Below are 25558 nucleotides of genomic sequence, written 5' to 3'. Positions count from 1 at the left end.
ATTTCGTAGTTGCCTTGATCAGGGTCACGTAGGCTATGGCCCTGTTCACTGCAGCCATGGAGGATTCGCCTAGTGGTCTATGGCGCACGCTTGGAAAGCGTGTTGGGTTCACGCCCTCACGAGTTCGAATCTCGTATCCTCCGCCAGCAGAGTCTTGGACAGTGACCCAAGACTCTTTTTGTATGCGCAATATCGGCATCACCATCCTTTGCGCTGTCTATCCTGTTTCTTTCCACTATGTCTGGTCTTAGCAGGTCGTTTACTATAGTGAGCTAGGCGGTCTTGTTACGATAAGGCGCCTGATCACCTAAGTACTTGGCAAGACAGGGATGTCTGGAGGCGACAAGACGCTGCGAGCAGAGCGAGACAAAGAAAGTTCAAGGCCATGCCGTTGAAGACTTACGGCAAATGCGAGAGAGGATACGCTCAGCCCCGTCACCAGCTACAAGTTGGCACACATAAATCTTTGCGACGGGTGATCTTACTTAAGCGAATCACCGGTCGCTTCCTGGACAGGCTGATAGGCGCCTCTTCTGGTCTGAGCGCTGAGTGCGCCCACAGCAGACTGAAGGTTATACGATTTGCAAATGTAATGATCGGCATCATATCAATTTCCATTTCGTACATCTAAATAAGCGTCATACCTTTTTAAGTATCAAATTATGACCGATGCCTGTATCCCTGCTCGTTGGCATCATGAGCCAATCGATGTCAGCAACGGTCCCTGCTTTGAAAGCGAAAAGACACCTTTCTTACTCAGTCGCAGTTCTATTCGGTTTAAGGAAGAGCGAGCCGCATAGGCCGATCAGGGCTATGACTGCAAGGAAGATGAATGCCCATTGGTAGCCCTGGTCGAGAGCCTGGGCTGACGTGGCTCCACTGAGACTGCCGAGCTGAGCGCCGATGGTGACGATCATCATGGCTGCAGCCGTACCGAGCGAACCGCCCACCTGACGGACAGTCGAGGCAGCCGCGTTTCCATGGGCCGTGAGTTCCGTCGGCAGAGCGTTGATGCCCTCGGTGAAAGTAGTCATCATTACCAGCGCCACTCCTGCCAGGCGCAGAGCATAACAGGAGGCGATAACGATAAGACTGGTAGCGGTGCCGAACCATACCATCGGCAAGGTTCCGGCCAGCAGCACCGCATACCCCAAAAGGGAAATCTTCCTCGCCCCGATTCTTTGATAGATCATCCCGGAGAGAGGGTTGAATATGCCCATGACGATGGCTCCCGGCAACATGACCAGACCAGAGGTGAGTGCGCTTGATCCACGCGTGTTCTGCAAATAGAGAGGAAGGACCAGCTCCACACCGACCATGGCGATGTTGCTCAGGGTGCTCAGCAGACTGGTCAGATTGAAGGTGGCATTCGTGAAAACTCGCAAATTCACCAGCGGAGACTCCAGAAGCAGCTGACGCCGACAGAACAGGGCCACCACCAGCAAGCCGGCCAGAAGCAATCCCAAGTCAAGCACTGAGGCACCGCCCGCCTCCCCAATGGCGGACAGGGCGTACAGAATGAGCCCGAAACCCAGGCAGGAGTAAACCACAGAAGGCGTGTCCAGCCGGGTTCTCACCTGCCGGTTGACCGTGTAGACCAAGAAGAACGAGGCCACCAGAATCGCAGCGCTCAAGGCAGCAAGCAGCACAAACAAAGCCCTCCAGGACCAGTGCTCCAAAACAAACCCTGAGAGCGTGGGGCCAACCGTAGGACCTAAGGCCACCACCAGGCCCACCATACCCAAGGCCACACCGCGCCTATCCGGCGGGAAAAGCAGCAGTACCACATTCTGAATGAAAGGCATCAGCGATCCGGCGGCTATGGCCTGGATGATTCTGCCCGCCAACAGCAGCGGGAAATGCCCTTCGGAAAAGACACAGACCAGGGAGCCAGTCAGGAAAATAGCCATCATAGCCATGAAGGTGTGCTTGGATCGGAAGTTGGAAAACACCCAAGCCGATACGGGTATCATCAGCCCCACCACCAACAGGTAGGAGGTGCTCAGCCACTGAGCAGTGGATTGGGACACATGGAATTCCGCCATAATGGTGGGCAGAGCATTGTTAAGGAAGGTCTCCGCCATCAAGGCCAGGAAAGCCCCTGCCAAAAGCGTGCCCATCATCGCAGTGCGACTTCCCTCAGCCCCTCCTTGGCTGCCTTCCCCCTTGGCGCCATCCTTATTCATATTGCATCCTCTCCGTCCTTCACCGGCTCGGGCCAAAGCCTGCGTGATCCGACTAAAAGCAGATCAGGATTCCATGTTTCTAATGATTCGTTCCAGGTAGCCGACCAGCTGTCTGCTCTCCTGCTCATCGAACCCTTTCAAGGCAAGCTCGCCCGTGGTCTCTAATACATGCCGGATCTCGACCTGGTGGGCGTTCAGCTCTTTCCGCGCCTGCCCGGTGAGCTTAAGAACCATCTGACGTCGGTCATCACTCTGCGGCTTTGCCGTCAGCCATCCTGCCTTGACCAGCCGTTTGACAACTCCCCGAACCGTAGGATGGCTCAAACGGAACCTGTCGCCCACCGTCTTCTGCGTCACCTCCAGGCCCTCATGCTCATACAGGTAATAGACCATGACGAATTGGGGACCAGTCAGATTGGGAAAGATGTTCCGCACACACTCATTCATGTGCTTTTCCAGCAGGGTGTTGGCTATTTTGACCAGCCCCTCTGGCCGCTTCTCCGAGAGCTCCAAAAAATACCGCCTCTCTAAAATGTAGCATGCTACATTATTAGCGAAGAAAGCCTAGCTGTCAAATCAAGGAAATACAAGAACCTATTCATCAACGTTCTTAATACAGGAGGCTCGAGCAAAAGAAGAGCCTTAGCTCAGCCTTTCCGACCGGTGGGCATGCTGGTTTACCTAGCATTTAGGCCTCAGTATCGTCGTTCTGCATAGCCGATTGACTAAGCAATACTGATAGGATGATAAGTTGACACTCCATCCCACCGCCGCTGTCAACAAATCACGAGCCTTTAGTCCAATAGACCTCCTTTACCTTGGAGCGGCCAACAGAGAAAATTGCTAAACCGCATCAAGGGATCCACCAGGCAGACACACGCCTACTCTCATGCAAGAAGCTCTTTCAACAACACAAGGCCAATATTGAACCTCCTGAGACGTGGCTTCATCAGTCAATACAGTCAGACAAGAACGAATTCAGAGAAAAGCAAGCTATCCGGGTAATAGATAGTTTCCGATATGATATAGTTTCTATAATGAAATCAAATAATCCGTCCTCCCTCTACGATGCTCTCATGTATCTGCAGTGCGAATTCGTAGCAGAGCGCAACAGGGTCAACCCGGGGAACATCACCTGGCAACAGTTCGACATCCTCACCGTTCTGCGCACAGGAGCGTCCACGCCCTCACAGATTGGTCAGCGACTCGGCATAACCCGATCCAAGGTCTCCAAGAACCTCAGCACTCTGCGCGATCTCGGATACATCAGGCAGGTGCCTGACGCCCACGACCGGCGAGAGCTGGAGACCAATCTGACCCAGGATGGCCGGGACATGCTTGACATCATCGATCAACAGCATAAAACCCTTGAGGAAGATGCCCGACAGGTCTGGTCCAAAGACGAACAGGAAGAGTTCGCTACTCTTGCCAACAGGCTTATCAACAAGCTACGCCAGGAGCGAGTCGCCCAATGAGGACCGAGTGCATTCTTATTGATCGGGCCTCCACGCACAACCTCAAACAAGTCTCACTGGCCATACCCAAGAGGGCCATCACCGTGGTCACCGGCCTGTCGGGTTCAGGAAAGTCGTCTCTTGTGTTTTCCACGCTGGCAGCCGAATCACAGCGCATGATCAATCGCAGCTACAGCTCCTACATTCAGCAGCTCCTGCCCAAGTATGAGCCTGCGGAAGTCGCCCGAATCGACAACCTGCCCTTCTCCATTGTCGTAACCCAAAAGCAGCTCTCGGGCAATGCTCGCTCAACCGTAGGCACCTACACTGATATCTACACTGCCCTGCGCCTGCTGTTCTCCCGTATGGCCCAGCCCTTCATCGGGTACTCCATGACATATTCCTTCAACAATCCTGCGGGGATGTGCCCGATCTGCCAGGGACTCGGAACTGTGCGCACTCTGGTGCTTGATCGCCTGCTCAACATGGATCTCTCGCTGAACCAGGGAGCCATCTACTTTCCCACCTTCCAGCCAGGCGGCTGGAGGCTGACCAGGTATACGGATTCAGGTTATTTTGACAACGACCTGCCTCTACAGGAGTGGGACAGAGATGACCTCGACTTCCTGCTCTACGGCAAGAGGCAAAAACCGGCACACCCTGGCCCCAACTGGCACAAGACAGCCATGTATGAGGGATTGGTGCCCAGGATCACCAAGACCTTCATCAACCAGAGCAACGACAAGTACCAGCATGAGCTGGAGGAGGTTACGCGAATCACCCAGTGCCCCGACTGCCAGGGGGCCAGAGTCAACGCCAAGGTGCGCTCAGCCAGGATCCGCGGACTGAACATAGCTGACTGCTCCGCCATGAGCGTGGCAGACCTCCAGGAATGGCTTGGAAAGATTCATGACGATCAGGCTGAGACCATTCTGCAGGACTTGAAACGCAAGATAGCCAATCTGATAACGGTGGGTCTGGGCTACTTGAGTTTGGAGCGTGGCACCTCCACACTTTCCGGAGGAGAGGGACAGCGTCTGAAAATCGCCAACTGCCTGAACAGCCCCTTGAATGACGTCCTCTACATCTTCGATGAGCCAAGCGTTGGCTTGCACCCCCATGACCTGACTGGGATCAAGAAAATCTTTGAGGGCTTGCGAGACAAGGGCAATACGGTAGTGATCGTGGATCATGACCCCGAGCTCATCGCCATTGCGGACCATATCGTCGATATGGGGCCAGGGGCAGGCAGTGAAGGCGGACGGATCGTCTTTGAAGGGAACTATCAGTCTCTGCTGAGAAGCGGCACAGCAACTGGCAGAGCCCTGGCAGATCCAGGCGTGGTAAATGAACCATCGGTGCCTTCGCATGGCTTCTATACAATAGACAAGGTCACTGCCCACAACGTCAGAGAAGCCCACGCCAAGATACCCCGGCAAATGCTGACTGTGGTGACCAGGGTGGCCGGCTCAGGTAAGAGCACCCTTATTAAGGAAGGCTTCATGGCTCAACATGAGGCCTTACTCCTGGATCAGAAACCAATCAAGACCAGCGGACGCTCCAACCTGTTGACCTACTTGGGTGTCTTCGACCCGCTGCGCAAGGCCTTTGCCAAGGCCACAGGCGAGTCCCCCTCGCTCTTCTCATTCAACGCTGCCGGAGCCTGTCCGGTCTGCAAGGGCAAGGGGGTCGTCACCCTGGATATTGCCTACATGGGCGACACCAGCACTATCTGCGAAAGCTGCCATGGAACCAGGTATTCAACGCAGACCTTGTCTGCCAGATACCGTGGTCTCAACATCGCCCAGGTGCTGAAACTGACTGCCAGCGAGGCTATGCACCAATATCGTGAAGTGCTGGGGCCAGCTATGAAGGCCCTGGAGGATGTGGGTCTGTCTTACCTATCCGTTGGGCAGGCTCTTGATACGCTTTCGGGCGGTGAGCTGCAACGCCTCAAGCTGGCCAGACTACTCAAGGAAGGAATTCATGAGACCCTGATTTTGGATGAGCCTACCAGCGGCCTGCATGAATCCAATATCCTGCAGCAGATTGCGCTCCTACGTAAACTCATCACCAACAAAGGACTCACTATCATCGTCATAGAACATAACCTGCGCTTCATCGGCCAGGCCGACTGGGTGATCGATATGGGCCCGGGAGCCGGAAGCGCGGGCGGAAAAGTGCTATTTGAAGGAACTCCGCTTGCGCTGATGCGCCGCAATGACACTCCTACAGCCCGAGCCATGAATGCCTATTTCGGCTTTTTCAAAGATGCCGCAGTGTAACCATAAGGGGTTGCAGTCAGATCAGCAATAGTTCAGCAATCTTGCAGACGGCGCTTCTGCCTGCCCTGCTGATCGAAATTGTCATCATCCAGCCAGGTCTCCAACCGCTCTTTCACTGCCGGCCATTCGCTGTCCAATATGGAAAACCAATCCGTATCCCGAGTACGGCCCTTGTAGACCATATCGTTCCTGAACCGGCCTTCAGCCTTGAATCCCAGCCTCAGCGCTGCCGCCCGTGAGGGCGCGTTGAGGCTGTCGCACTTCCACTCGTATCGGCGATAGCCCAAGTCCTCGAAGACATGCCTAGCCATCAGATACTGGGCCTCGGTAGCCTGCCTGCTTCTCTGCAACTCATGGGTATAGATAACGTGCCCCATCTCAATGCTTCCCACGTCGGACCTTATCCGCTGCAAGGCATACATACCCAACAGATCCGACGAATCAAGAAGCTTCACATGCTTCCGTATATCCGCATCCTTTCCATCTGCAGACTGACCGACACTGAGTCCATGTGCAGACGGATTGCGGAGAATAGCAAAGAAGAGAGGATTGCGACTTTCAATCATGGATTCGAACCCTGAGTCGAATGATGGTCTATCAGGGTAGAGATCGTGAGTGCTATAGGTCATGATGGCTTTGTCGCATTCTGGACTGAAAATCCGTTCATAGAAGGCATCACCCTGGTTGCCGTCCAAGGGCACTGCCAGAACAGTACTGCCAGTCAAGATGACAGGCTCCGGCGTAATGGCCCCGGGAAACGAAATCGCATCACCAATAGGTTGCCCAAACTCATTGATCCTCATACCCGCATCTCCTCCCTTGGAACGATGCCCGCTCTGTCACGTACGAAAGAGGTAGCCCCAGAAGCATCAGCTATAACTCCGTACAATCCTGGCACTTAGACTACCAAGTAAACACCCCAAAAGTCCGTATGAATCCGCCTCGCGCAACCACATTTGTCCTCCTTCGCTACTTGTCTTATCGTCTTGTGCGCAAGATGCTGATCCGCCGCCACATTTGTCCACATGCACTCAACCTGGAGGACCGACTCACCTGCGAGAATTAAACTAATACGTAAGAAGAAATGATCGAGGAGCTTCAACCGGTATTTCCTCTGCCTACCGTCAGCATCGACCAAGGGAGTGATCACTATGTCCAAGGCTTTGATCGTCGTGGATGTTCAACCGACCTTCTGCGAAGGAGGTGAGCTGGGAGTCGAGGGAGGCAACGCCACGGCCGACAAAATCGCCGACTATGTCCACGACCATGCCGGGGACTATACCTACATGGCCACCACCCAGGATTGGCACATCGAACCCGGATCCCACTGGTCCGATCACCCGGATTTTGTGGACACCTGGCCCAAGCACGGCGTGGCAGGCTCACCCGGGGCGGAGCTGCATCCCAGTATTCGGGAGCTGGGCATCACCCATCACTTCAAAAAGGGTCAGTATTCCGCCGCCTACTCCGGATTCGAAGGCATCGAAGACAACACTGATCGAATCCAGAGCAGGGAGGAATTCGCTGCCGCCAAGTCAGCTGGAGTCACCTTGGCCGATGCCCTGGCACAAGCAGGAGTCGATCAGGTGGATGTAGTCGGCATCGCCGAATCCCACTGCGTCAAGGAGACGGCCTTGGATGCCGCAAAACTGGGCTACCGGGTCACGGTCTTCGAGGATCTGACTGTCCCGGTCAGCGAGGATCAGGGCGTTGAGGCTCGAAAGGCCATGGCCCAAGCAGGCATTCGTCTGCTTTCCTCCAGCAGCGACTAAGGGCAGCGACAGAGGAATTCACCAGGGCTGGATGGTAGGGCCTACAGTAAACTCCGATACATTGGTATCCTCAGGCTGATCGATAGCGAAGGCCACTACCTGGGCCACCCGTTCGGGATCAATCTGGTAGCTGTCGTAGGTCTTGTTCATATCAGCCAGGGTCCGCTTGTCTGTGATGGTGTTCAGCAACTCGGTTCGAATGGCCGCCGGATAAATGGTAGAGGTGCGAATATGGGTCCCCTCCTGGGCGGACTCCATCCTGAGCACCTCCATCAGATCACGCAGGCCCCACTTGGTTGCCCCGTAGACAGCTCCGCCAGTATAGGCTTTGAGCCCAGCAACCGAAGAGGTGGTGATGAACTGCCCGTGACGCTGCCCGATGAATTCCGGCAAAGCCGCAGCAATGCCATACAATGCGCCCTTCAGGTTGACATCAATAGTGCGGTCCCACTCGTCCACATGCAGGGCCGACAGGGGTGAGTTGGGCATGAGCCCGGCGTTGAGGAATACCACGTCCACCCCGCCGAACTGCCTTTTGGCAAAAGCCACGAAGTCCTCATTGGCCTGACGATCGGTCACGTCCAGAGCCATGGAAGCCGCCTGGCCACCAGCCTGAACAATGTCGTCGACGATTGTATCCAGCCGATCCTTGCGGCGAGCGCCCAGCACCACCTTGGCCCCTCGCTGTGCCAACAGCCTCGCTGTGGCCTCTCCGATGCCGGAAGAGGCTCCGGTGATCAGCACTGTCTTATCCGCAACACTCATAACAGCCCCACCTTTCATTAATCTGTAGTCGGCCTGATGGTACAACCTCGAGTCGCTGGAGGTGCAAGTCATTGCTACAACCAAGTCCATATCGACAACCATGACTAAGTGCGCGTGGTACAAAGCTGAATCTTCTGAGAAGAACAGATCAGTTAGGACCGCACCAGCATCGGTATATGGAGAATCGACGCAGTTATTTACGAAGAAAGGCGGATGCCAGCCAAAAGCGGGCTCGATCGCCCTATTGCAAGAGGTAAAAACGGCAGTGACGCAAAACTACTTAATCTGCATCGTCTTAATATGCATTGTAACGATAGGTTAGGGTCAAATATTGAACTACAATCAGTTCTTAAATTTCCCATAGTGGACATTCAGAGCAGACAAACCGCAAATCAATGGGAGCATACAAACCAAGCAGCAGTTGGCTAGCCACGATCCCATAAGAGGAAGGTCGCAGTTATGTCGACCACACCGACACAGCCCTCATCACCAAAACAGGCTGTTTATCCGTACCTGATCGTGCTGTCGGGCATTGTCTTCACGGCCATCCCAGTATCGCTGGTATGCAGTTGCGCAGGTATCTTCTTCACTCCTGTTAGCAACTACTTCCATGTTCCCAAGGCTGCATTCACGGGGTATTTCAGCATATTCAGCATCACCATGGTCATCTTCCTGCCGGTGGCGGGATGGCTGATGCACCGCTACGATCTGCGCATCGTCCTGACGGCAAGCACCATCCTTGCCGGACTGGGCTGCCTTGGCATGTCCCGATCATCCGCCATGTGGCAGTTCTATCTATGCGGAGTGGTTCTGGGAATAGGCATGCCGCCCATCCTCTATTTGTCAGTCCCCACGCTCATCAACGCCTGGTTCCGCAAACGGGTCGGGTTCTTCATCGGCCTATGCATGGCCTTCACCGGCATAGGCGGCGTGATCTTCAACCAGATAGGCACCATGATCATCAGATCCGCCCCTGATGGATGGAGGCGAGGATACCTGGTCTTTGCCATTCTCATTCTGGTGATCACCCTGCCTTTCACCATTTTCGTCATTCGCGGCACGCCCGAACAAATGGGTCTGCATCCCTACGGCGCCGCCGACCAGGAGCCTGCTGCAGCTGAGGCTACCTCCAACAGCACAGACACCGGAAGTAAAGACAAAAAGAGCCCAGAGCCTGCCGCGTCGACTGTGGGCATGACCGCTTCCCAGGCCTTGCGTTCCCCTGCCTTCTGGGCACTGGCGCTCTTCTGCGGCCTGATCACCATGAATCAGACCATCTACCAGTTCCTGCCCTCCTATGCGGCATCCCTGCCATCCATGGCGGCTTACACAGGCCTGATAGCCTCCTCCTGCATGGCCGGCCAGGCTATCGGCAAGGTCATCCTGGGCATGGTCAACGACGGCAGCATCGTGGGCGGGCTCTGCCTGGGCATCGGCGGCGGCATTCTCGGCGTCTGCCTCATGGTCGCCTTCCCCGGATTGCCTGCGCTCCTCCTGCTGGGAGCCTTCGCCTTCGGTCTGGTCTACGCATGCACTACGGTGCAGACACCCATTCTGGTTACAGCAGTCTTTGGCTCGCATGACTACACCAACATCTACGCCCGCATTCAGATGGTGGGCTCCCTGGCTTCGGCCTTCGCCGCTCTTTTCTGGGGCGCCATAGCTGACCAGCCCCACGGCTACATCATCATGTTCGGTCTGAGCATCCTGATCATGGTTGCAGCCTTGTTCCTGGGCATTATCCCACTGAAGGGGACGCGCAAGTCAGCTAATCAAACCAACTGACCGAACCTTGCAACCAGCAGCCTGCGCAACATTCCACCTTGCATCATGGGCTGACAGGATACGGCAGACCGCAGCTGTTACTACCTGGGCCCCGTCACCGCTATAGGGCCCATCGTATGCCGGGAAGAAAGCAGGGCCGGACGGCAATGACCGGATGCCCATCACCATCACCGACCTCGGTCTTGACCGACCTATGGATCACGGGCTCTACCGCCATCTGCTCGACATCCGAACATGCCCAGTCAGCAGAACAGGCGCACTGTTTCAGCGGGGAATCGACTGTAACCCCTGCAGAACTTTTGGCCCCTCATGGACAACTTCGGAGAAATAACGAAACCAGGATAATCGGTACGTCGGTCACCACCGTGGGCATGCCATCCCATAGGATGGAATATGACAGCACATCTCTATAAAGGAGTGGATATGACTGATCGACTACAAGGTAAGGTAGCCATCATCACCGGAGGAACCGGTGGCATGGGCGTGGGCATCGCCGAATGCTTCGTCCGCGAAGGAGCCAAGGTGGCCCTTACCGACATCAAGGAGAGCGATGCTTCCCGCAGCTTCATGCAGGAGCACCCCGGGCAGGTCGTCTTCCACACCCTGGACGTGACGGATGAGGACCAGTGGGTCTCCACCATCGACACTGTTGAAAAGGAATTGGGTCAGCTGACCACCGTGGTCAACAATGCCGGCATAGGCGGCAGCGGGGCCACTATGGACCAGGAGAGCTACGAGGACTGGAAAAAGGTCATCGCCATCAATCTGAACGGGACTTTCCTTGGCACCAAGCATGGCATGCGGGTCATGAAGGGCCGCGGCGGATCCGTTATCAACATCTCCTCCATCGAGGGCTTCGTAGGCCTGAGCGGAGCCGGAGCCTACAATGCCAGCAAGGGCGGCACCAGGCTGCTGACCAAGTCCGCGGCCCTGGATTCCGCCAACAACAACTATGGTGTTCGCATCAACTCGGTCCATCCCGGATTCATCAAGACCCCTCTGATCAGCCAAAGCCTTGAGGACAGGATGAGCAAGCTGACCCCCCTGGGTCACATCGGCGAGCCCCAGGACATTGGCGAGATCTGCGTCTATCTGGCCAGCGACGAATCCAAGTTCGCACTGGGTGCCGAATTCGTTGTGGACGGTGGATTCATCGCCCAGTAAGCAATTCCAGTAAAGAATTACCGAAACCCCTTCTTCCGCCAGTCTGCTTTACAGTAATGCAAGCGGCTAGGCTGAAGGAGGGGGCATTATGCGACTGTGGCATCAGGATTTGATTCGACTGCTTCCCAGACAGCAGCTGTTGGGTCAGCATCGGGAGATCACCGCGCTGCGGGGCCTGGGCTGGGGTAGACGGCACGCCACTGTTGACTATGTCTTCCACTACTCCCCATACAAGCTCTTCCAATTTCATCTGCTGGTCATGTCAACGATGCGCGAGCGCGACTACCATCCTGATCCTGCCTGGTATGATCCGCTTTACCGCGGCAGACATTGCCCGCCCTACAAGGATCTATCTGTAGTGCCGTTAACGGACCCCATCTATCCCGAGCACAATGCAGCCTATCTGCAGGAGTGCTTGGAAAACCTGGCGGGGAAGGGCATCCATCTGCCCTAAGGCCGATTACCAGAGCCGGTGCCGGCCGACTGCTGCAGCCATGAAATTCACTGACGTGTACGGCAATATTGGGGAAGGGCTGTTTGAATCCGAGCATCTACCCAAAGAGCGCTCTTCGCCAATGCAAGCGCATCATTCCCGAGTAAGCCTGGACACCGTAGGCACCAGGAGGGTGACCGCCGCCAGCAAGAGTGCCAAGGGGATCAACGCCGGCCTGACGCCTGTGTGGTCGGCCAAAAATCCGATAGCCGGAGGAATGATCCAAGAGACCCCGTAGTAAGCAGTGGAGATGACCGAAGCTCGCTGAGCCGCCATGGCTGGATCCTTGGTTGCCAGAGTAGTGACGATGGGTACGCCCAGAGCTGCTCCGACACCCCAAATTCCAGTACCCACGAGGCTGAGCACGAAAGAGGGGGAAAGAGCATAGACCAGGATACCCAGAGCCGAAACCAGCAGGGTAAGGACCAGCGAGCGCATATTCCCCAGCCACTCAATCAGATGCGTACCCAGCAGCCTTGAGACGATCATGGCTGCAGCGAAGATCGTGGGAGCGAGACCGGCTTGAGACTCGGGGACACCGAAGGAATCGACCAGACCGATCCCGCTCCAGTCGTTGACAGCACCCTCGCTGGCCTCCAGAGCCACGTTGATCAGGGCCAGGATGAGCACCAAGGCATCACCCCAAGCCGCTAACTGCCTGCTGAAGGCGGATGATCGTCCTGAATCAGCATGACGATCCGAACGTTTGCCGTCAGCACTGCCCTTGTAGTCCCCTAGAGGCTGAGCCGGGCAGAGCAGAACACAGGCGGCCACCAGGACCAGGCTGGTCAGTGCATTGACCGCCAAATGCGCGCCTATGGGCACGCCCAGATGAGACAGAAGCGAGCCCAGCCCCAGCGCAAGAAACATGCCCAGACTATATGAGGCATGGAAGCGCGGCATTATAGACCGGGAGGAGAATCGCTCCACTGCACCGGCCTCAACGGTGTTGACCGTTCCCCAGAGGCTGATCCCCGCCGAATTGAAGAGCAGCCCTAAGATCACCCCCGGCACTGATCGCAAAGTGACGGCCAGAGCCGCGATCACCATGCCCAGGCACCAGGTCGAGGCTGCCAGCAGCATGGCCCGGCGCACGCCCAGCTGATCAGTCAACACTCCCGAGACCAGCATGCCGACCAGAGCGCCGCATCCGCCCAGGATGGTCATCAGAGCCAAGCCCGAAGGTTGCAGACCGAGACTGGCCTTGACCGTGGGCAGTCGAGAAATCCAGGCCGATGTACCAATACCCATGATGATGAAGAACCCGTAAACGGCCAAGCGCTCGCGCATTCCGTGACCTGGAGGACAGGCCGCTGAAGGTTCACTATGATTCCGTTCAATCATGTGACCCTCCTCCTTATTCTGTCCATGGTCGACCCTTTTCTCCGGAGGCTCACATTAGTAGGGAATCTTAACCAATAGCTCTGTATACTGGCTTATCAACGGACCTAAGAACATCGTACATAGTCGACCGGATGACCTGGACGGGGACGCCCCCCAGATGGCTGTCGGTGCACAAAAGGAGAAATGTGGCAAAGGGTAATTTGAGCGGTAGATTCTTCGCCGGCCTGATGGCCATGGCCATGCTGGTGCCCACAATGGCTATAGCAGATGGCGGGCGGACAGCAGATACCCAGGCCACTACCTCCACATCGACATCGGCTACAACGCACGAACAGCATGTCAGAAATAACAGAAAGACTTCAGACCAGAGCAATCGAGTCCAGTCTACGGCAGCCATTCAAACTCCGGCACCACAGTCAGACACAACCAAATCCAACACAGCCCGATCCACTTCCCCTAACCAGGTTGCACCCATACAACCAGGCACAACGAGCGGCAGATCGACCCTCAACAACATGTTGGATACCGACAATGCCAGAGTCACCTCAATAAAACAGACCTCCCGCAGTACCGGCACCGCCCCTTTTGACAAAGACAACGACCCCGGCGATGACCGCGATGCGGACAATGGCATCGTGCGCTCTTTCGATACGGTGATATATGACTTTACCTTCTCTGTGAACTCACTGGACGACACGACCTACCGACAGGCTCGGATAGGCTTTCAATTCACGCTGAACCAACCTAAGGACCTGATCGCTTTTGATCAGGACTCCATGCCATGGATAGACAATACGCCCGGCTATGAGCCCAAGCTGGAACAAAAAAGCATCAACGGTCAAACCACTCAGGTGCTTACCGTTTACAGACTGCTCACCGCGACATCGAACTCGGCTATCGTCATTCCAAGCACATCGAGCGTCTCCTTGGTCCTCCAGGTTCGAAACATGGCCAATGGCAGCAGTTTCGCCCCCCAGGTCCAGGCGTGGTGTGCCCCCGATCCCACGACCAGGACCGAACCGGCTTCAGCTGCATCAGATTCGGTGACCGTGTCAGCCAAGCCCAACCTCAACCTGAGAATCACTGGCGGAACCAATGAGGGCTCCGGCAATCAAACCTTTGACTTCGACACCACAGAGGCCCATAACTACATCAATCATGAGTTGGGCAAAAGCAAGGGGATCATCAGCAAATTCAACTGGGCAGTCGACATGCGCTGGCCTGATCGATCCAAGGGCCTCAAGGGCCTGGAAGTGCCCACCGGCCCCATAACCTTTTCCATCTCTTTGAGCAACCTCTGGCAGACCAGCGGCGGAAAGGTATTTCCCAAGATCAAGGACCTTCAGCCTTACTTCTGGGACATCGGCACCATTGACGGCGACTTCAACAACAGTGGACGCAACACCATCAACCAGGGCTGGAGCCCCTCTTTCAACAACTATGACTACGCCCGCTCTACGGGAGGTCAAGCCGGGAAAGACCGCGTCCAAGGCAATGGTAAATACACTGTAGCAGAACACCGCAGCGATCAGGGTCTCGTGCTGGATTTCACCGTAGAAGACTACCGGACGAATGATCCCTTCCCCAAATTTGGACATACCTATGCCACAGATAGATGCACGACAATCTTAGCCTCAACCGATTGCTCACAGGTGGAAGTGGCCGAGATCTCCACTGGCTACCTCTACGTTTTCAACCCTTCTACCGTCCAAGGCAAGGATGTGGCCAATTACTATGGCCAGTCCGGCCTCAGTCTGCAGAGCCAAGTCAATGACGGTCGGCTAGGGGCGACTTCTATCTCTGGTCAGCAGTTGCCTGCGGTTTCTGACACCAAGGATGTGTCAAACCAGGCCGACCAATCCGATGATGAGTGGCACAATGTCATCTTCGCACAGGGCTCCGAAACCTGGCAGCCCGGCATCAGCAACATCATTCAATACAGTTGCATGTCTTTGCCCAACTACTTTGATAACGGCGTAGATTGCGGTTGGTGGAACGCTCCCGACAACAAGCAAGGGACCGACTCAGCACTAGCAGGAACCCAGGTGCGGATTATGGCTGGCTTCAACGCCAAAACCAGCAAGGCCGATCTGCCCCTGCTGGCAATGTCTTTGGTCAAAATCGATCCAAATGTGCTCGAGCTGCCGAGCCCCAACCAAGAACCCCCTAAACCGGACCAGTCGGGCCAATGCAGAACTATTGCAGACCCTGTCCCGGAAGACCATGACCACTACCACAATGAACTGGGACTGCCTTGGAAGGGCAACGGTGACTGGCAGAATGGCCAAGACAACGCCTTCGGCAACCCTTGCCAGAATCTGACCATGGTCTTGTACGCTACCAAACGTGGCGGCGGAACCTGGAACAACGACCAGGAGCAAGCCAACGCCGACATGAAAGATCTGAACTTCTACAAAACCCCAGATGAAGCGAGAAAGCACGGCTCCATTGTGGGCATACTGCTGGGCGCCCGCACCGCTGCCTCCAGCAGCTTCATCTACGACGAGAACAACAGCAACAAGAACCCTCGGTACGGCTTCGGCGGATTTGTGATCAACGTGCGCGCCGATGCCAAAGAAGGCTCGGTGGCCCAGCTGACATCAGTTTCACGTGCTTTCACACGTAGCCAACTGGCAGACCTAGCCGGTTTAGACCCCGTAAACTCCAGCGACCAGGACTGGGAAGATTGGGCAGAGAAGCAGAATCCATACGAGCTGTCCCAAAATCGCAGTCCCGTTTTCGCAACATCCACTGGAGGCTATACAAAGGCTCGCTATGATCAAACCAAAGGTTATCTAGGCGGTGACACCGGAGGCAACGAACACGGTGACAGCCTCTATGTAGCCGGCGAAGCCAGCACCATCTCCAATACTGTGGCACAGATGGGCACGAATTCCGACCCCAAAGGATCCTTCGACATAGACCGTGATCAGCGATATGTCGACTGGCGGCTGACCATCAACACTGGCACTTCGGCCTCCCAGGCCGACAAGCCTGCTAAAACCGATCTTTACGTCACTGATGTGCTGCCTGCCAAACTTCACTACATCCCCGGCAGCGCCAGACTGGGAGGCACCTATACCGAGGGCACACCTGAAATGGGACATATTGAGGGCGGAACAGTCTGCGAACCATCGGTGAGCACCACCGAAACCCCCGGTGAGACCAAGCTAAGCTGGACACTGCCCGACATACCTGTAGATGGTAGCAACCACGTCATCTACTTCTCAGCCTCCGTCGGAGACCAGACCGACCCAAGCAAAGACGTCGCCAGCCCCTACGAGAATCTGAAGACCCATGCCGAAGTTCAATCAAAGCATAACATGTCCAAACCCAGCTCGTTCATGGACACTGTCAGCACATCGACCATTCGCGCCGTGCGTAATAACGCAACCAGCCTGTCCACCTTGCCCCAGCAAGCCATCAACGAGACTGGCGACCATATCGGTTTCACCAACATGCTGAGCAATACTGCCGATAGTGGCAAGAAGTATCACTATGCCGTCGACATCATGCCCTACTCTCATGCGAGCGGCAATCCTGGCAAACCTGACTTCCAAGGTAGTCCAACTCTCGCCGATATGAGTGTGAAGCTCACAGGGGTCGATCTGAAAAATGTCCACATATACTACACGACAGAATCTAAATGGCAGGTAAACGACACCGCTTCCATAACACCTAGTGAATTCCAAGACTGGCCCGAGGCTGAATTGGACCCAGCTACAGGCAAAGTGAGCATGTCCCCAGATGTGACCGCCTGGGCTTTCATGGTCGATGGACAACCTGGACAGTTCCGTTGCGACATCACCTTCCATATAAACCCAGGAAACAGCTCCACTGGCAATCTTTATCGGAACCGCTGGGGCAATGCACAGAACCAAATGTCCACCCAGTCCGTAGTGGCTCAGCGTTCCGTCAGCGGCATAGCCTGGTACGACCTTAATGGCGATGGGATCCGCGGCGCCGACGACCCCTTGCTAAACGGCGTCAAGGTGACCCTGCTTGACAACCAGAATAATCCTGTCAGATCGGTTGTAGCCCCCCATGATGAGCTGACCACGGAAACCAATGCCCAGGGCAGGTACAACCTGACCAATATACCTGCCGGACAATTCCATCTCAGGTTTGATCCGGCTGAGGGCACTGACTGGAGCCATCTAAACACCACCACTCCGCAAGCTGCCGGAGCCACGGAGAGCGAGAACTCTTCTGCCCACGATCTTACGGAGGACGGGATCTTGAAAGCAGCCGTCATCGAGCTGGACGATTTCAAGCAGGCTGCGGAGATGGACACAGCCAGCCAATCCCAGGACTTCAACAACTGCGGCCTGAAGGGTCTGATGCGCACCGATGAAGTGAAAGCTGACGTCGAAGTACAGCTTCAAGGCCGAGACTGGCTCAACAGTGACTCCTTCACACTAAATGTCGAGCCCGTGAATGGAGCGCCGGCTACGGCCCTGCCCGAACATATCAATATAACAGCCGATCATAAAGAACTCCAAGTGCCTGTCAAGATGGAAGCCTTCCCCAGTGACGGCACCTACCAATACCGTGTGAGCCAGGCAATCGGCAACCTACCTGGTCTGACCTATGACAAAGGCAACGCGAAACTGACCATCACGCTGAAAACCAATGCAGGTCAGTTGTACCGAACCGCTACTGCAACGTGGGCTGACGACAAGGGCCAGGAGATAAGCAAGGCGGTCTTCACCAACACCTACAAGACCCATTCGGCTACAGTGAAGATCACCGCCTTCAAACGCCTGGACGGCCGGAGCCTGAAGGGCGGGGAATTCACTTTCCGCCTGTCCAAGGACGGCGAGCCGCTGACCGAAGCATCCAACAAGGCCGACGGGACCGTCGAATTCCCCGACCAGACCCTGGACCAGCCCGGCGACTACACCTACTACGTGAACGAGGTCCAGGGCAGCCTCCCCGGCATCACCTACGACCAGTCCACCCCCAAGATCACCGTCCACGCCACCGACGACCACCAAGGCCAGCTCCAGGTCACCATCATCGGCAACAACCCCACCTTCACCAACACCTACAAGGCCCAGACTGATAACCCAGGCAACGCCGACAACCCCGACCACTCTGGCAACTCTGGCGAGCCTGACAAACCCGACAAGCCTGGCAACCCTGACAAGCCCGACAGACCCGACAACTCTGGCGATCCTGGCAACCCTAGCGAGCCCAACAAGGCCGACAAGCCCGACAACTCAGGCGGAAATGACAAGCCGAATCCGCCGGTAGAACCAAACAAGTCGAGCGAATCCGATCATGCATCCAGCGAACTGGGCCAAACCAGCAATAGCCAAAAACCATTGCCAGGAAGCCAATCTTCTGATGACCAAGCGAAGTCCTCGACGGATTCCTCATCCCTAGCCGACTCCGGCTCAGACATTGTCATGCCTGCAGCACTGACTATCGGCACTGCCGTCCTCGGCCTGGCACTGATGTGCTTGCTTCGGCATCGCAGGGATCGAGAGACCGACCTGGGCTGATGGTTCCCTGCATGAAAACATAGCTGGACACGTTTCTCACTACTGACAGCCACCTATGGCGAACCTCACGGTTCCCTGCCCCTATCTGCAGACGAAATTTGGTATTCTTGCAAGTGGAAGGAATCTTGCATCCAGGGGTCACCGTCGACGATGGACGGCGACCCAAATGGTCATGGCCCTGCACGGTCATGATGTCGATTGTCACACGTGCAGGCCGTCACACAGAAAGGTCAGTCATGGCAGACGATACAGTCATTGTTGTTGATACTTCCATGTTCGGAAAAGATGCCGCAGCGAAGACGGCCAAGGCCAACGAGGTCGCCCGCAAGTACGGCATCAGCGACGAGGCCCTTAAGAAGGTCGAGGATTACAAGAATCAGTTGAGCTACCACCAGGCATGGGACCTGCCTTTCCTGGGCTACGTGGACGAAGACGGCTATGGATATGCCTACGTACCCAACAAGGCTGTCGCAGCCGATGGCTGGGATGCCCATAAGGCTTTCCTGGACCTGCCCGATGATGCCCAGACGGCATTCGCCATCCGCATGCTCTTCACCCATCGCGACGTCGACCGCCACGGTGCAGAGATGTTCCTCCACCACGGCCGCGGACTGACAGTCCGCTTCCAGGAGCCCACCTCAGCCAGCTACTGAGCTCGAGCTACCCAACTAACTCGACCCCCGGCCCTGTCGTAATAACCCCCTGACAGAGCCAGGGGCTTTTCCATGCCGACGATCAAGGCGCAATATTCAAGTACGATGGATTCGATGCAAATACCGATAAATAGAGGAATCAGCCAATCCGAGCTGCCCGGCAATCGCAGAAATCGCTCCTTTAAGCTGAAAATAACCGCTCTTATCAAGCTCACGGATAATGCCGAAACGCTCAGAAGCATTGAAACGATCTGGCTGCCGCCCAGTCTTGGCTACCATAGCCCAAATGACCTGCTTTCCCATACTCTCGACTGAGGCAGACAAATTCTCCCGGTCTGGCTGGCCATCCCCGTCGCTACCATTGCCTTGAGAGTAGGAATATGCCTGCCCTAGAGAAGCCGCAGGCTGCGTAAGAGGGAAGTACCCCTGCAGGGCCTGAGTCGCAGCACGAAAATCCTCTAGAGCCGACTGGTCGGTATTAATGCACAACATCCCAATAATCCTGCCTTCCCTCCGTATAAAATACGCTGATGAAATCAGGTCCCGGTCGTTTTTGGCCGAATGCGTTGCATACCCAACAACATAATCGCGCCTCTCCTTCAAACCCTGATGCAGAATTTCCGGCATGGAATCAGTAGCCGCTACCCCGACCCGACGACCACTGACGTCCCCATTGGCTATAGCGATGATAGGATTGCCAGGTGCGACTGTATTATGAAGAGCAACTTCAGTCATCGGTCCACAGACACTTCCTAAAAACTCAACCAATGGCTTGAAAGATTCTACAAATCGCTCATCTTTACCCCACTGGTCACCAGTTCCAGGACGCTCCCCCCGGTCATCCCCACCAATACGACTACCCATATCAGCCTTCCCCTGTTCATGAGGCACATGCTAAGAACCGGCCAATTCATGAACTAATCACCATTGATGTTCCCCCTTCAGGAACATAGTCAGTTGACTAGCATGATGTCCAGGATCGCCCTGCCCACAACCTACATACAAATCGTACTCAGTTCACCGAACTCTTTACCGATCGCGTTAGCATCAGGGCACTTCAAATTATTGCGAAAGAGAGACAGAATATTCTGCTAAGCCAGAAACGTGTTCAGACAAGCCTTTTACATAAGACAGTATCCTCACAAAGGACTCACTGCTATAGAGGTCTTTATCATCACGTTGGCATGTTTTTAAAGAGTCCGCACCTGGGGGGGGGGGCTGTAGCTGCACATGACTAACCAGAGGAGCCCGAAGAGGAAAACTAACTACCAAATACTCATGGCTGGGATGCCCATAAGGCTTTCCTGGACCTGCCCGATGATGCCCAGACGGCATTCGCCATCCGCATGCTCTTCACCCATCGCGACGTCGACCGCCACGGTGCAGAGATGTTCCTCCACCACGGCCGCGGACTGACAGTCCGCTTCCAGGAGCCCACCTCAGCCAGCTACTGAGCTCGAGCTACCCAACTAACTCGACCCCCGGCCCTGTCGTAATAACCCCCTGACAGAGCCAGGGGCTTTTCCAAGCTGACAATCAAGGCAAAAGCCCCATCCAGGCAGGGACTAGAACGCCGATGCAAGCTCCGACGATCGGCCCAACAAAGGGTATCCATGCGTAGCTCCAGTCCGCGTTCTTCCTGCCAGACATGGGCAGAAGGCAGTATGCCAATCGAGCGGAAAAGTCACGTGCAGGATTCATAGCCGCACCAGAAACCCCACCCAGGGCCATGACCAGAACCGTGATGACCAGAGCCACGCCCAGGGGCCCGACCTGGGTAGGAGTCCCTCCATTGAGAAAAACCCAGGTAACCAGGATGCCCGTGCCGATGGCCTCCGATGTCAAATTCCAGAAATTTGAACGTATGGCCGGCTTGGTGCAGAAAACCATAAGTTTGGTATCTGTATCGGTCGGAAGCTCGAAATGCTTGCGAGTGCCCAGATAGCCCAGACAGGTGCCAAAGAAAGCCCCAAGGAACTGGGCGGAAATGAAGATGGCCACATTCGCTAAGGTGACCGGAATGCCGCCCTTGCCCATGGCCAGACCGTTCAAGGTCGCCTGCGGATCGATCCAGTGACCGACCACCCTGGCCAGGGTCACGGCCGGATTGAGATGGCCGCCCGTTCTCCACCCCACATATACGCCCACATAGACAGCAAGGCCCCAACCCAGTGAAGCGTTGATCCAGTCGGCTCGATAAGCCCCTGTCTTGGGGAGCGATCTGCTGGCTGCGACCATGAAAGCAATGGCCATCATAAGGGCCGTGCCCAGGAACTCTGAGCAGAACATTTGCATGCCGCTGATCATGCTCTCTCCTCCAGCTTCCCATAATCAAAGGAGCTGAAAATGGCCAGGCTCCCATAACCCGAATAATCGAACGCTGTCAAACCGACAAGCCCGCAGTGGAACAACCGTCAATCTGCTCATGCACATAGTCTTTCGATTTGACTACCGCATCAAGAATAACCGGAACCGTGGCCCAAAGACCTCGCCATCGATGATGCCACCGCATTCGAGACCACTGACTATTAGGTTCGAATAGATTCGCGTCATACGGGATCAGCCCAGCAGGGCCAGGAGGTCTTTTCTGCTCAGTCTGGCCACGCTGGAAGCACCGGTGGAGGCGGCCGAATCAACAAAGCGCGATGCCAGGTCGCTCTTGCTGTGCTGCAGGTTGAGGATGCGTTCCTCGATGGTGTCCTTGGCTACGATCTGGTAAACGTTGACATCCTGGGTCTGGCCGATCCGGTGGGCGCGGTCGTTGGCCTGCTCCTGGGCTGCGGCGTTCCACCAAGGATCCGCATGGACCACCACACAGGCTCCGGTCAGGTTGAGCCCGGTATTGCCGGCCTTCAGGGAGATCAGAAAGACCGGCGTGGCATCTCTATTGAACTGTTCCACCAGCTCCAGTCGCCGCTTCTTGGATGTAGCGCCGGTGATCAGATCGTAGGACACGTCCAGCCGACGGAGCCGTTGAGCTATTAGGTCCAGGTAGGAGGTGAACTGGGAGAAGATCAGCATCTTGCGCCCGGCATCCTGACAGGAGACCACCAGATCCTCGATGGCATCCAGCTTGGCCGAATCGCCACGCCGGTCCCGGCCCTGATCCTGGTAGACCAGACGCGGATCGCAACAGACCTCCCGCAGCCTGGTCAGCTGGGCCAGGACCTGGATTTTACCGACCTCGTACTCCTGATCCCTTTCCTTGTTGAGGGTAGCCCTCAGCTCCTGCTCCAGGGCCGCATAGAGCTTGCGCTGACGACCCTGCAGGGGCACGCTGATCACGTTTTCGATCTTCTCGGGCAGATCCGTCAGCACCTGTGACTTGAGCCGGCGCAGAATGAAGGGTCCCACCAGGGCCTGGAGCCGAGACTGGGCATCCTGATCGCCGCTGAGTATGGGCATTTCGAAGCGGTCCCGGAATCGGGAGTAGGGCCCCAGCATCCCGGGCATCAGGAAGTCGAAGATGCTCCAAAGCTCAGACAGACGATTTTCGATGGGTGTACCGGTCAGAGCGAACCGGTGCAGACTGTCCAGAGCACGTACGGCCCGAGCGGCCTTAGTGGCATGGTTCTTGATGTACTGGGCCTCGTCCAAGACCAAGGCATACCAGGGCAGGCTCCGATACCGGTCCAGGTCCCTCCTGAGCAGGTCATATGAAGTAATCAGCAGGTCGTAGGACCTGGCCTGATCCAGCAGATCCTGACGCTGGCTGCGCCCTCCGGCCAGGACCGCCACCCGCAGATCCGGCGTAAAACGACGGCACTCGGCCTCCCAGTTGTAGACCAAGGATGCCGGACAGACGATCAGCGAAGGTCTCCGATCCCTGGCCTGATCCTTACGGGAGAGCAGGTAGGTCAACATCTGTATGGTCTTGCCCAGGCCCATCTCATCGGCCAGGATGCCGCCGAATCCGCGGTCACTCAAGGTGCATAGCCAACGCAGTCCTTCTACCTGATAGGGTCTGAGTTGCCCGCGCAGCCCATCGGGGACCCTGAACCCCTGAGGGTCAGGCTTGCGCTCCTTCATATAGTCGCTGAAGCTGGAATCGCGGTCCTGCTCGGGTACCAGCGCATCCAGGTAGCCGAGCTGGAACTCAGGCACACGGACCGGCCCCTTGGCCAGATCAGCCGGGTCGATGCCCAGGTCTTGGGCCAGGGTGTCCACAGCATCCGTATTCAGATCAGCCAACTCGACGAAGGCCCCATTACGCAGACGATGGAAGCGCCGACGACGGCGATGGTCAGCCAGAATGGCAGCGGCCTCCTCGGGCCGTACCTCATCCGCGATGGGCGAAATCTCGACCAATCCGGAGCGCACCCGCACACCCACACGAATCTGCGGATGGGAGATGACGCTCAGTCCGTCGAAGGCCGGGGTGGAAAAGACCCGTCCCAAACCCTTAAGTACCGGCAGACCCCGGGTCAGCAGGGTGTGGATAGCATCCTCGTTTTCTTCGGGGATGCGGGCCAATCCCTCCTCCATCAGGGGGAAATAGCGGCGAACCTTCTGCCGGGCCAGAGACTCGCTTTCCCGATCCCTGCCAGGTTCATTCTCGGAGCCGGGATCAGCGCCGACGGACACAAGACGATCTCCATAGCGAGCCTTGAGATCACAGCTGACCCCCTGCTGATCCCTGTCCAGGTAAAGCTCGATCCTGCAGGGCGGCCGTCGGCGGGCATCCAGCTCTTCAGGCAGTGTGGCGGAGAGCCCGGGTCCTTCCTGGGCACCCTGATTCAGGTCGGGCAGGACCGTACGTGCGAACAGATCCAGGTCGTCGGCATCCAGATGCAGATCCCGATCCTCGCCAGGGCGGCAGAGGGTCTCCAACAGATCCCGATGACGCATGAAACGCGCGCTGCAACGGTGGATGACTGGTCCTAATTCCAGCCCTAAGCCGGGCTGAGAGGGGCGTACGATAACGAAGGAATGGGCCTGGCCTACGATGAAGCGCTCCACAGCCAAGGCATGGGTGATCCGATAACCTTCCGCCTCCTTGGTGACTGCGATGCCAGGGTCCGGGTCTCCGTTAACTACCGGGGCAGGCATGGTCTGCAGGAAGGAATCCTCGGGAGGTGTGTAGTCCAGGGTGAGCCCGGAGTCCACAAACAGATCGAGGATCTGTGTCACCTCGTCGTCGCTAAGCCGGATTCCCGCCAGTCCTGCACGTGTAAGACGGCGACGCACGCCCCCCTCCTGTTCGACCAGGCTGCGACGGATGGCACCGGCCCTTTCCAGAATGGTCAGCAGAGCCTGGGCTCGATCATCAAAGGTGTCACGAGAATGGATGAAGGCCAGACGGCGTCCATAAGACATGAATTCGCCCTGGTCCACGGCGCGCAGTAGGGCCGGCAGGTCCTTGACCAGGTAGGCAACCCCGTGGGAGGACAGGGTGATATGCAGACGGACCAGCCAGCCTCCGCGCTCGCTGGTTAGGTCGGGGATCAGTCCCACCGAACCGATGGGCAGGTGACGGCCTCCAACTGGTCCGTTCTCCTGCTTGAGCAAGCTCAGCTGGCGGTCACGAAAGGCCTGCCGCCGCCGACCCTCCTGCCGGTGCATGTAGGCTGCCAAGGGTCCCGAGGTCGACCGGGCGGACCGGGGTCGACCCTCGTCGCCGGTCCAGTCATCCGATCCTGTAAACGCCTGGCTGGACTCGTTATAGGCCATGATCAGCGCGACTACATGCTTGCATGCGGGACCCTGGCGCCCAAAGGCTCGGCAGGTGCAGGAGGAGTCAATGACCCGATGAGCCTGCTCATCCAGCCGAGCCTGAACCATGCAGTCACCATCCGGCTGATAGGTGGCGGGCACACGTCCTTTGAGAACAGTCAAAGCCCCCAGGTGTCGCAGGCGCAGGTCTGTAAAGCGGCGGTCATCCAGCAGTTGATGGGCACGAAAGTAGGCCTTGCCGCCCAATCGACGCAGAGCAGCGTCAGAGATGGCGTCCGGATCACCGAAGGTCCGCCCCTCCTCCTCGTCGCCCGGATCATAGAAGCCATGTCCTCCTGAATCAACGGCTCTTGACCCGTAGACCGCTGCATGCCAATCCACACGCACCCTCCTTATGATCTCTGACGACCATTCCCGAGCATAACCTTTTCCATCTCGACGCGGCACGCCTTCGGCGAAGCGAGTAGACATGCCGAC

16 protein-coding genes, 1 tRNA gene and 1 pseudogene are annotated in these 25558 nt (G+C 56.4%); 10 read left to right on the top strand and 8 right to left on the bottom strand.

Going from position 1 to position 25558, the window contains the following annotated elements; genetic code table 11:
* The first annotated feature begins 58 nt into the window (after positions 1-58).
* A tRNA-Ser gene (locus tag ACUIAI_RS00370) sits at positions 59-146 on the top strand.
* A gap of 606 nt (positions 147-752) precedes the next feature.
* On the opposite strand, the gene ACUIAI_RS00365 is transcribed toward ACUIAI_RS00370, so the two are convergent.
* Both ACUIAI_RS00365 and ACUIAI_RS00360 read right to left on the bottom strand, forming a co-directional pair.
* Positions 753-2186, bottom strand: a complete 1434-nt coding sequence (locus ACUIAI_RS00365; protein WP_445342249.1) for an MDR family MFS transporter — start codon at positions 2184-2186, stop codon at positions 753-755.
* Positions 2187-2249: 63 nt separating this feature from the next.
* Positions 2250-2699, bottom strand: coding sequence for a MarR family winged helix-turn-helix transcriptional regulator (locus tag ACUIAI_RS00360; protein ID WP_445342248.1), 450 nt, complete (start codon positions 2697-2699; stop codon positions 2250-2252).
* Positions 2700-3223: 524 nt separating this feature from the next.
* Between ACUIAI_RS00360 and ACUIAI_RS00355 the strand changes: the two genes are divergently transcribed.
* Together ACUIAI_RS00355 and ACUIAI_RS00350 are read left to right on the top strand one after the other, a co-directional pair.
* On the top strand, positions 3224-3661 hold the full coding sequence (locus ACUIAI_RS00355) for a MarR family winged helix-turn-helix transcriptional regulator (protein ID WP_198178630.1): 438 nt from the start codon (positions 3224-3226) through the stop codon (positions 3659-3661).
* Positions 3658-5925 carry an ATP-binding cassette domain-containing protein gene (locus ACUIAI_RS00350; RefSeq protein ID WP_445342247.1) on the top strand — a complete coding sequence of 756 codons (2268 nt, stop codon included), beginning with the start codon at positions 3658-3660 and terminating at the stop codon, positions 5923-5925. The genes ACUIAI_RS00355 and ACUIAI_RS00350 overlap by 4 nt, the downstream gene beginning before the upstream one ends.
* 32 nt (positions 5926-5957) lie before the next feature.
* On the opposite strand, the gene ACUIAI_RS00345 is transcribed toward ACUIAI_RS00350, so the two are convergent.
* Positions 5958-6650 (bottom strand): GNAT family N-acetyltransferase, encoded by a 693-nt coding sequence (locus ACUIAI_RS00345; protein WP_445342246.1) that lies wholly within the window; start codon positions 6648-6650, stop codon positions 5958-5960.
* A gap of 426 nt (positions 6651-7076) precedes the next feature.
* Between ACUIAI_RS00345 and ACUIAI_RS00340 the strand changes: the two genes are divergently transcribed.
* Positions 7077-7697: an isochorismatase family protein gene (locus ACUIAI_RS00340; protein WP_254478070.1), complete on the top strand. Its 621-nt coding sequence runs from the start codon at positions 7077-7079 to the stop codon at positions 7695-7697.
* 18 nt (positions 7698-7715) lie between these two features.
* Here the strand turns inward: ACUIAI_RS00340 and ACUIAI_RS00335 are convergent, their stop codons facing one another.
* Positions 7716-8462, bottom strand: coding sequence for an SDR family oxidoreductase (locus tag ACUIAI_RS00335; RefSeq protein ID WP_445342245.1), 747 nt, complete (start codon positions 8460-8462; stop codon positions 7716-7718).
* A gap of 459 nt (positions 8463-8921) precedes the next feature.
* Here ACUIAI_RS00335 and ACUIAI_RS00330 point away from each other — a divergent pair, with 459 nt between their 5' ends.
* The 3 genes from ACUIAI_RS00330 to ACUIAI_RS00320 all read left to right on the top strand — a co-directional run bounded on the left by ACUIAI_RS00330 (position 8922) and on the right by ACUIAI_RS00320 (position 11865).
* Positions 8922-10247 carry an MFS transporter gene (locus ACUIAI_RS00330; RefSeq protein ID WP_445342244.1) on the top strand — a complete coding sequence of 442 codons (1326 nt, stop codon included), beginning with the start codon at positions 8922-8924 and terminating at the stop codon, positions 10245-10247.
* Positions 10248-10670: 423 nt separating this feature from the next.
* A complete protein-coding gene (locus ACUIAI_RS00325; protein WP_015021283.1) occupies positions 10671-11411 on the top strand; it encodes an SDR family oxidoreductase in 741 nt (246 codons plus the stop codon).
* An 88-nt stretch (positions 11412-11499) separates the two neighbouring features.
* Complete coding sequence (locus ACUIAI_RS00320; protein ID WP_445342243.1) at positions 11500-11865, top strand: TIGR02328 family protein; 366 nt, start codon at positions 11500-11502, stop codon at positions 11863-11865.
* Positions 11866-11997: 132 nt separating this feature from the next.
* Here ACUIAI_RS00320 and ACUIAI_RS00315 read toward each other — a convergent pair whose 3' ends face one another.
* Complete coding sequence (locus ACUIAI_RS00315) at positions 11998-13248, bottom strand: MFS transporter (protein ID WP_445342242.1); 1251 nt, start codon at positions 13246-13248, stop codon at positions 11998-12000.
* A gap of 515 nt (positions 13249-13763) precedes the next feature.
* On the opposite strand from ACUIAI_RS00315, the gene ACUIAI_RS00310 reads away from it, so the two are divergent.
* A complete protein-coding gene (locus tag ACUIAI_RS00310; protein ID WP_445342241.1) occupies positions 13764-18755 on the top strand; it encodes a Spy0128 family protein in 4992 nt (1663 codons plus the stop codon).
* 236 nt (positions 18756-18991) lie between these two features.
* Positions 18992-19408 (top strand): hypothetical protein, encoded by a 417-nt coding sequence (locus tag ACUIAI_RS00305; RefSeq protein WP_045934962.1) that lies wholly within the window; start codon positions 18992-18994, stop codon positions 19406-19408.
* 96 nt (positions 19409-19504) lie between these two features.
* Here the strand turns inward: ACUIAI_RS00305 and ACUIAI_RS00300 are convergent, their stop codons facing one another.
* The gene (locus tag ACUIAI_RS00300; RefSeq protein ID WP_445342240.1) at positions 19505-20272 is read right to left on the bottom strand and encodes a helix-turn-helix transcriptional regulator; all 768 of its coding nucleotides are present in this window, start codon (positions 20270-20272) and stop codon (positions 19505-19507) included.
* A gap of 419 nt (positions 20273-20691) precedes the next feature.
* Between ACUIAI_RS00300 and ACUIAI_RS00295 the strand changes: the two are divergent.
* Positions 20692-20862 (top strand): annotated as a pseudogene (locus ACUIAI_RS00295) (glycerophosphodiester phosphodiesterase); the annotation flags it as partial.
* An 82-nt stretch (positions 20863-20944) separates the two neighbouring features.
* On the opposite strand, the gene ACUIAI_RS00290 reads toward ACUIAI_RS00295, so the two are convergent.
* Together ACUIAI_RS00290 and ACUIAI_RS00285 are read right to left on the bottom strand one after the other, a co-directional pair.
* Positions 20945-21715 (bottom strand): MIP/aquaporin family protein, encoded by a 771-nt coding sequence (locus ACUIAI_RS00290; protein ID WP_445342239.1) that lies wholly within the window; start codon positions 21713-21715, stop codon positions 20945-20947.
* Between the two features lie 252 nt (positions 21716-21967).
* Complete coding sequence (locus tag ACUIAI_RS00285; protein ID WP_445342238.1) at positions 21968-25462, bottom strand: SNF2-related protein; 3495 nt, start codon at positions 25460-25462, stop codon at positions 21968-21970.
* Positions 25463-25558 lie beyond the last annotated feature (96 nt).

The organism is Bifidobacterium sp. ESL0827 (genome assembly GCF_052606685.1).
The sequence above is the reverse complement of the archived record's forward strand: the minus strand, read 5'-3'. Positions and strand labels throughout refer to the sequence as shown.

Bases quoted from the DNA above. Each gene is read 5' to 3' on its own strand.
- ACUIAI_RS00365 (WP_445342249.1), bottom strand. From the start codon at position 2,186: ATGAATAAGGATGGCGCCAAGGGGGAAGGCAGCCAAGGAGGGGCTGAG.
- ACUIAI_RS00355 (WP_198178630.1), top strand. From the start codon at position 3,224: ATGAAATCAAATAATCCGTCCTCCCTCTACGATGCTCTCATGTATCTG.
- ACUIAI_RS00350 (WP_445342247.1), top strand. From the start codon at position 3,658: ATGAGGACCGAGTGCATTCTTATTGATCGGGCCTCCACGCACAACCTC.
- ACUIAI_RS00340 (WP_254478070.1), top strand. From the start codon at position 7,077: ATGTCCAAGGCTTTGATCGTCGTGGATGTTCAACCGACCTTCTGCGAA.
- ACUIAI_RS00335 (WP_445342245.1), bottom strand. From the start codon at position 8,462: ATGAGTGTTGCGGATAAGACAGTGCTGATCACCGGAGCCTCTTCCGGC.
- ACUIAI_RS00330 (WP_445342244.1), top strand. From the start codon at position 8,922: ATGTCGACCACACCGACACAGCCCTCATCACCAAAACAGGCTGTTTAT.
- ACUIAI_RS00325 (WP_015021283.1), top strand. From the start codon at position 10,671: ATGACTGATCGACTACAAGGTAAGGTAGCCATCATCACCGGAGGAACC.
- ACUIAI_RS00320 (WP_445342243.1), top strand. From the start codon at position 11,500: ATGCGACTGTGGCATCAGGATTTGATTCGACTGCTTCCCAGACAGCAG.
- ACUIAI_RS00315 (WP_445342242.1), bottom strand. From the start codon at position 13,248: ATGATTGAACGGAATCATAGTGAACCTTCAGCGGCCTGTCCTCCAGGT.
- ACUIAI_RS00310 (WP_445342241.1), top strand. From the start codon at position 13,764: ATGTTGGATACCGACAATGCCAGAGTCACCTCAATAAAACAGACCTCC.
- ACUIAI_RS00305 (WP_045934962.1), top strand. From the start codon at position 18,992: ATGGCAGACGATACAGTCATTGTTGTTGATACTTCCATGTTCGGAAAA.
- ACUIAI_RS00300 (WP_445342240.1), bottom strand. From the start codon at position 20,272: ATGGGTAGTCGTATTGGTGGGGATGACCGGGGGGAGCGTCCTGGAACT.
- ACUIAI_RS00290 (WP_445342239.1), bottom strand. From the start codon at position 21,715: ATGATCAGCGGCATGCAAATGTTCTGCTCAGAGTTCCTGGGCACGGCC.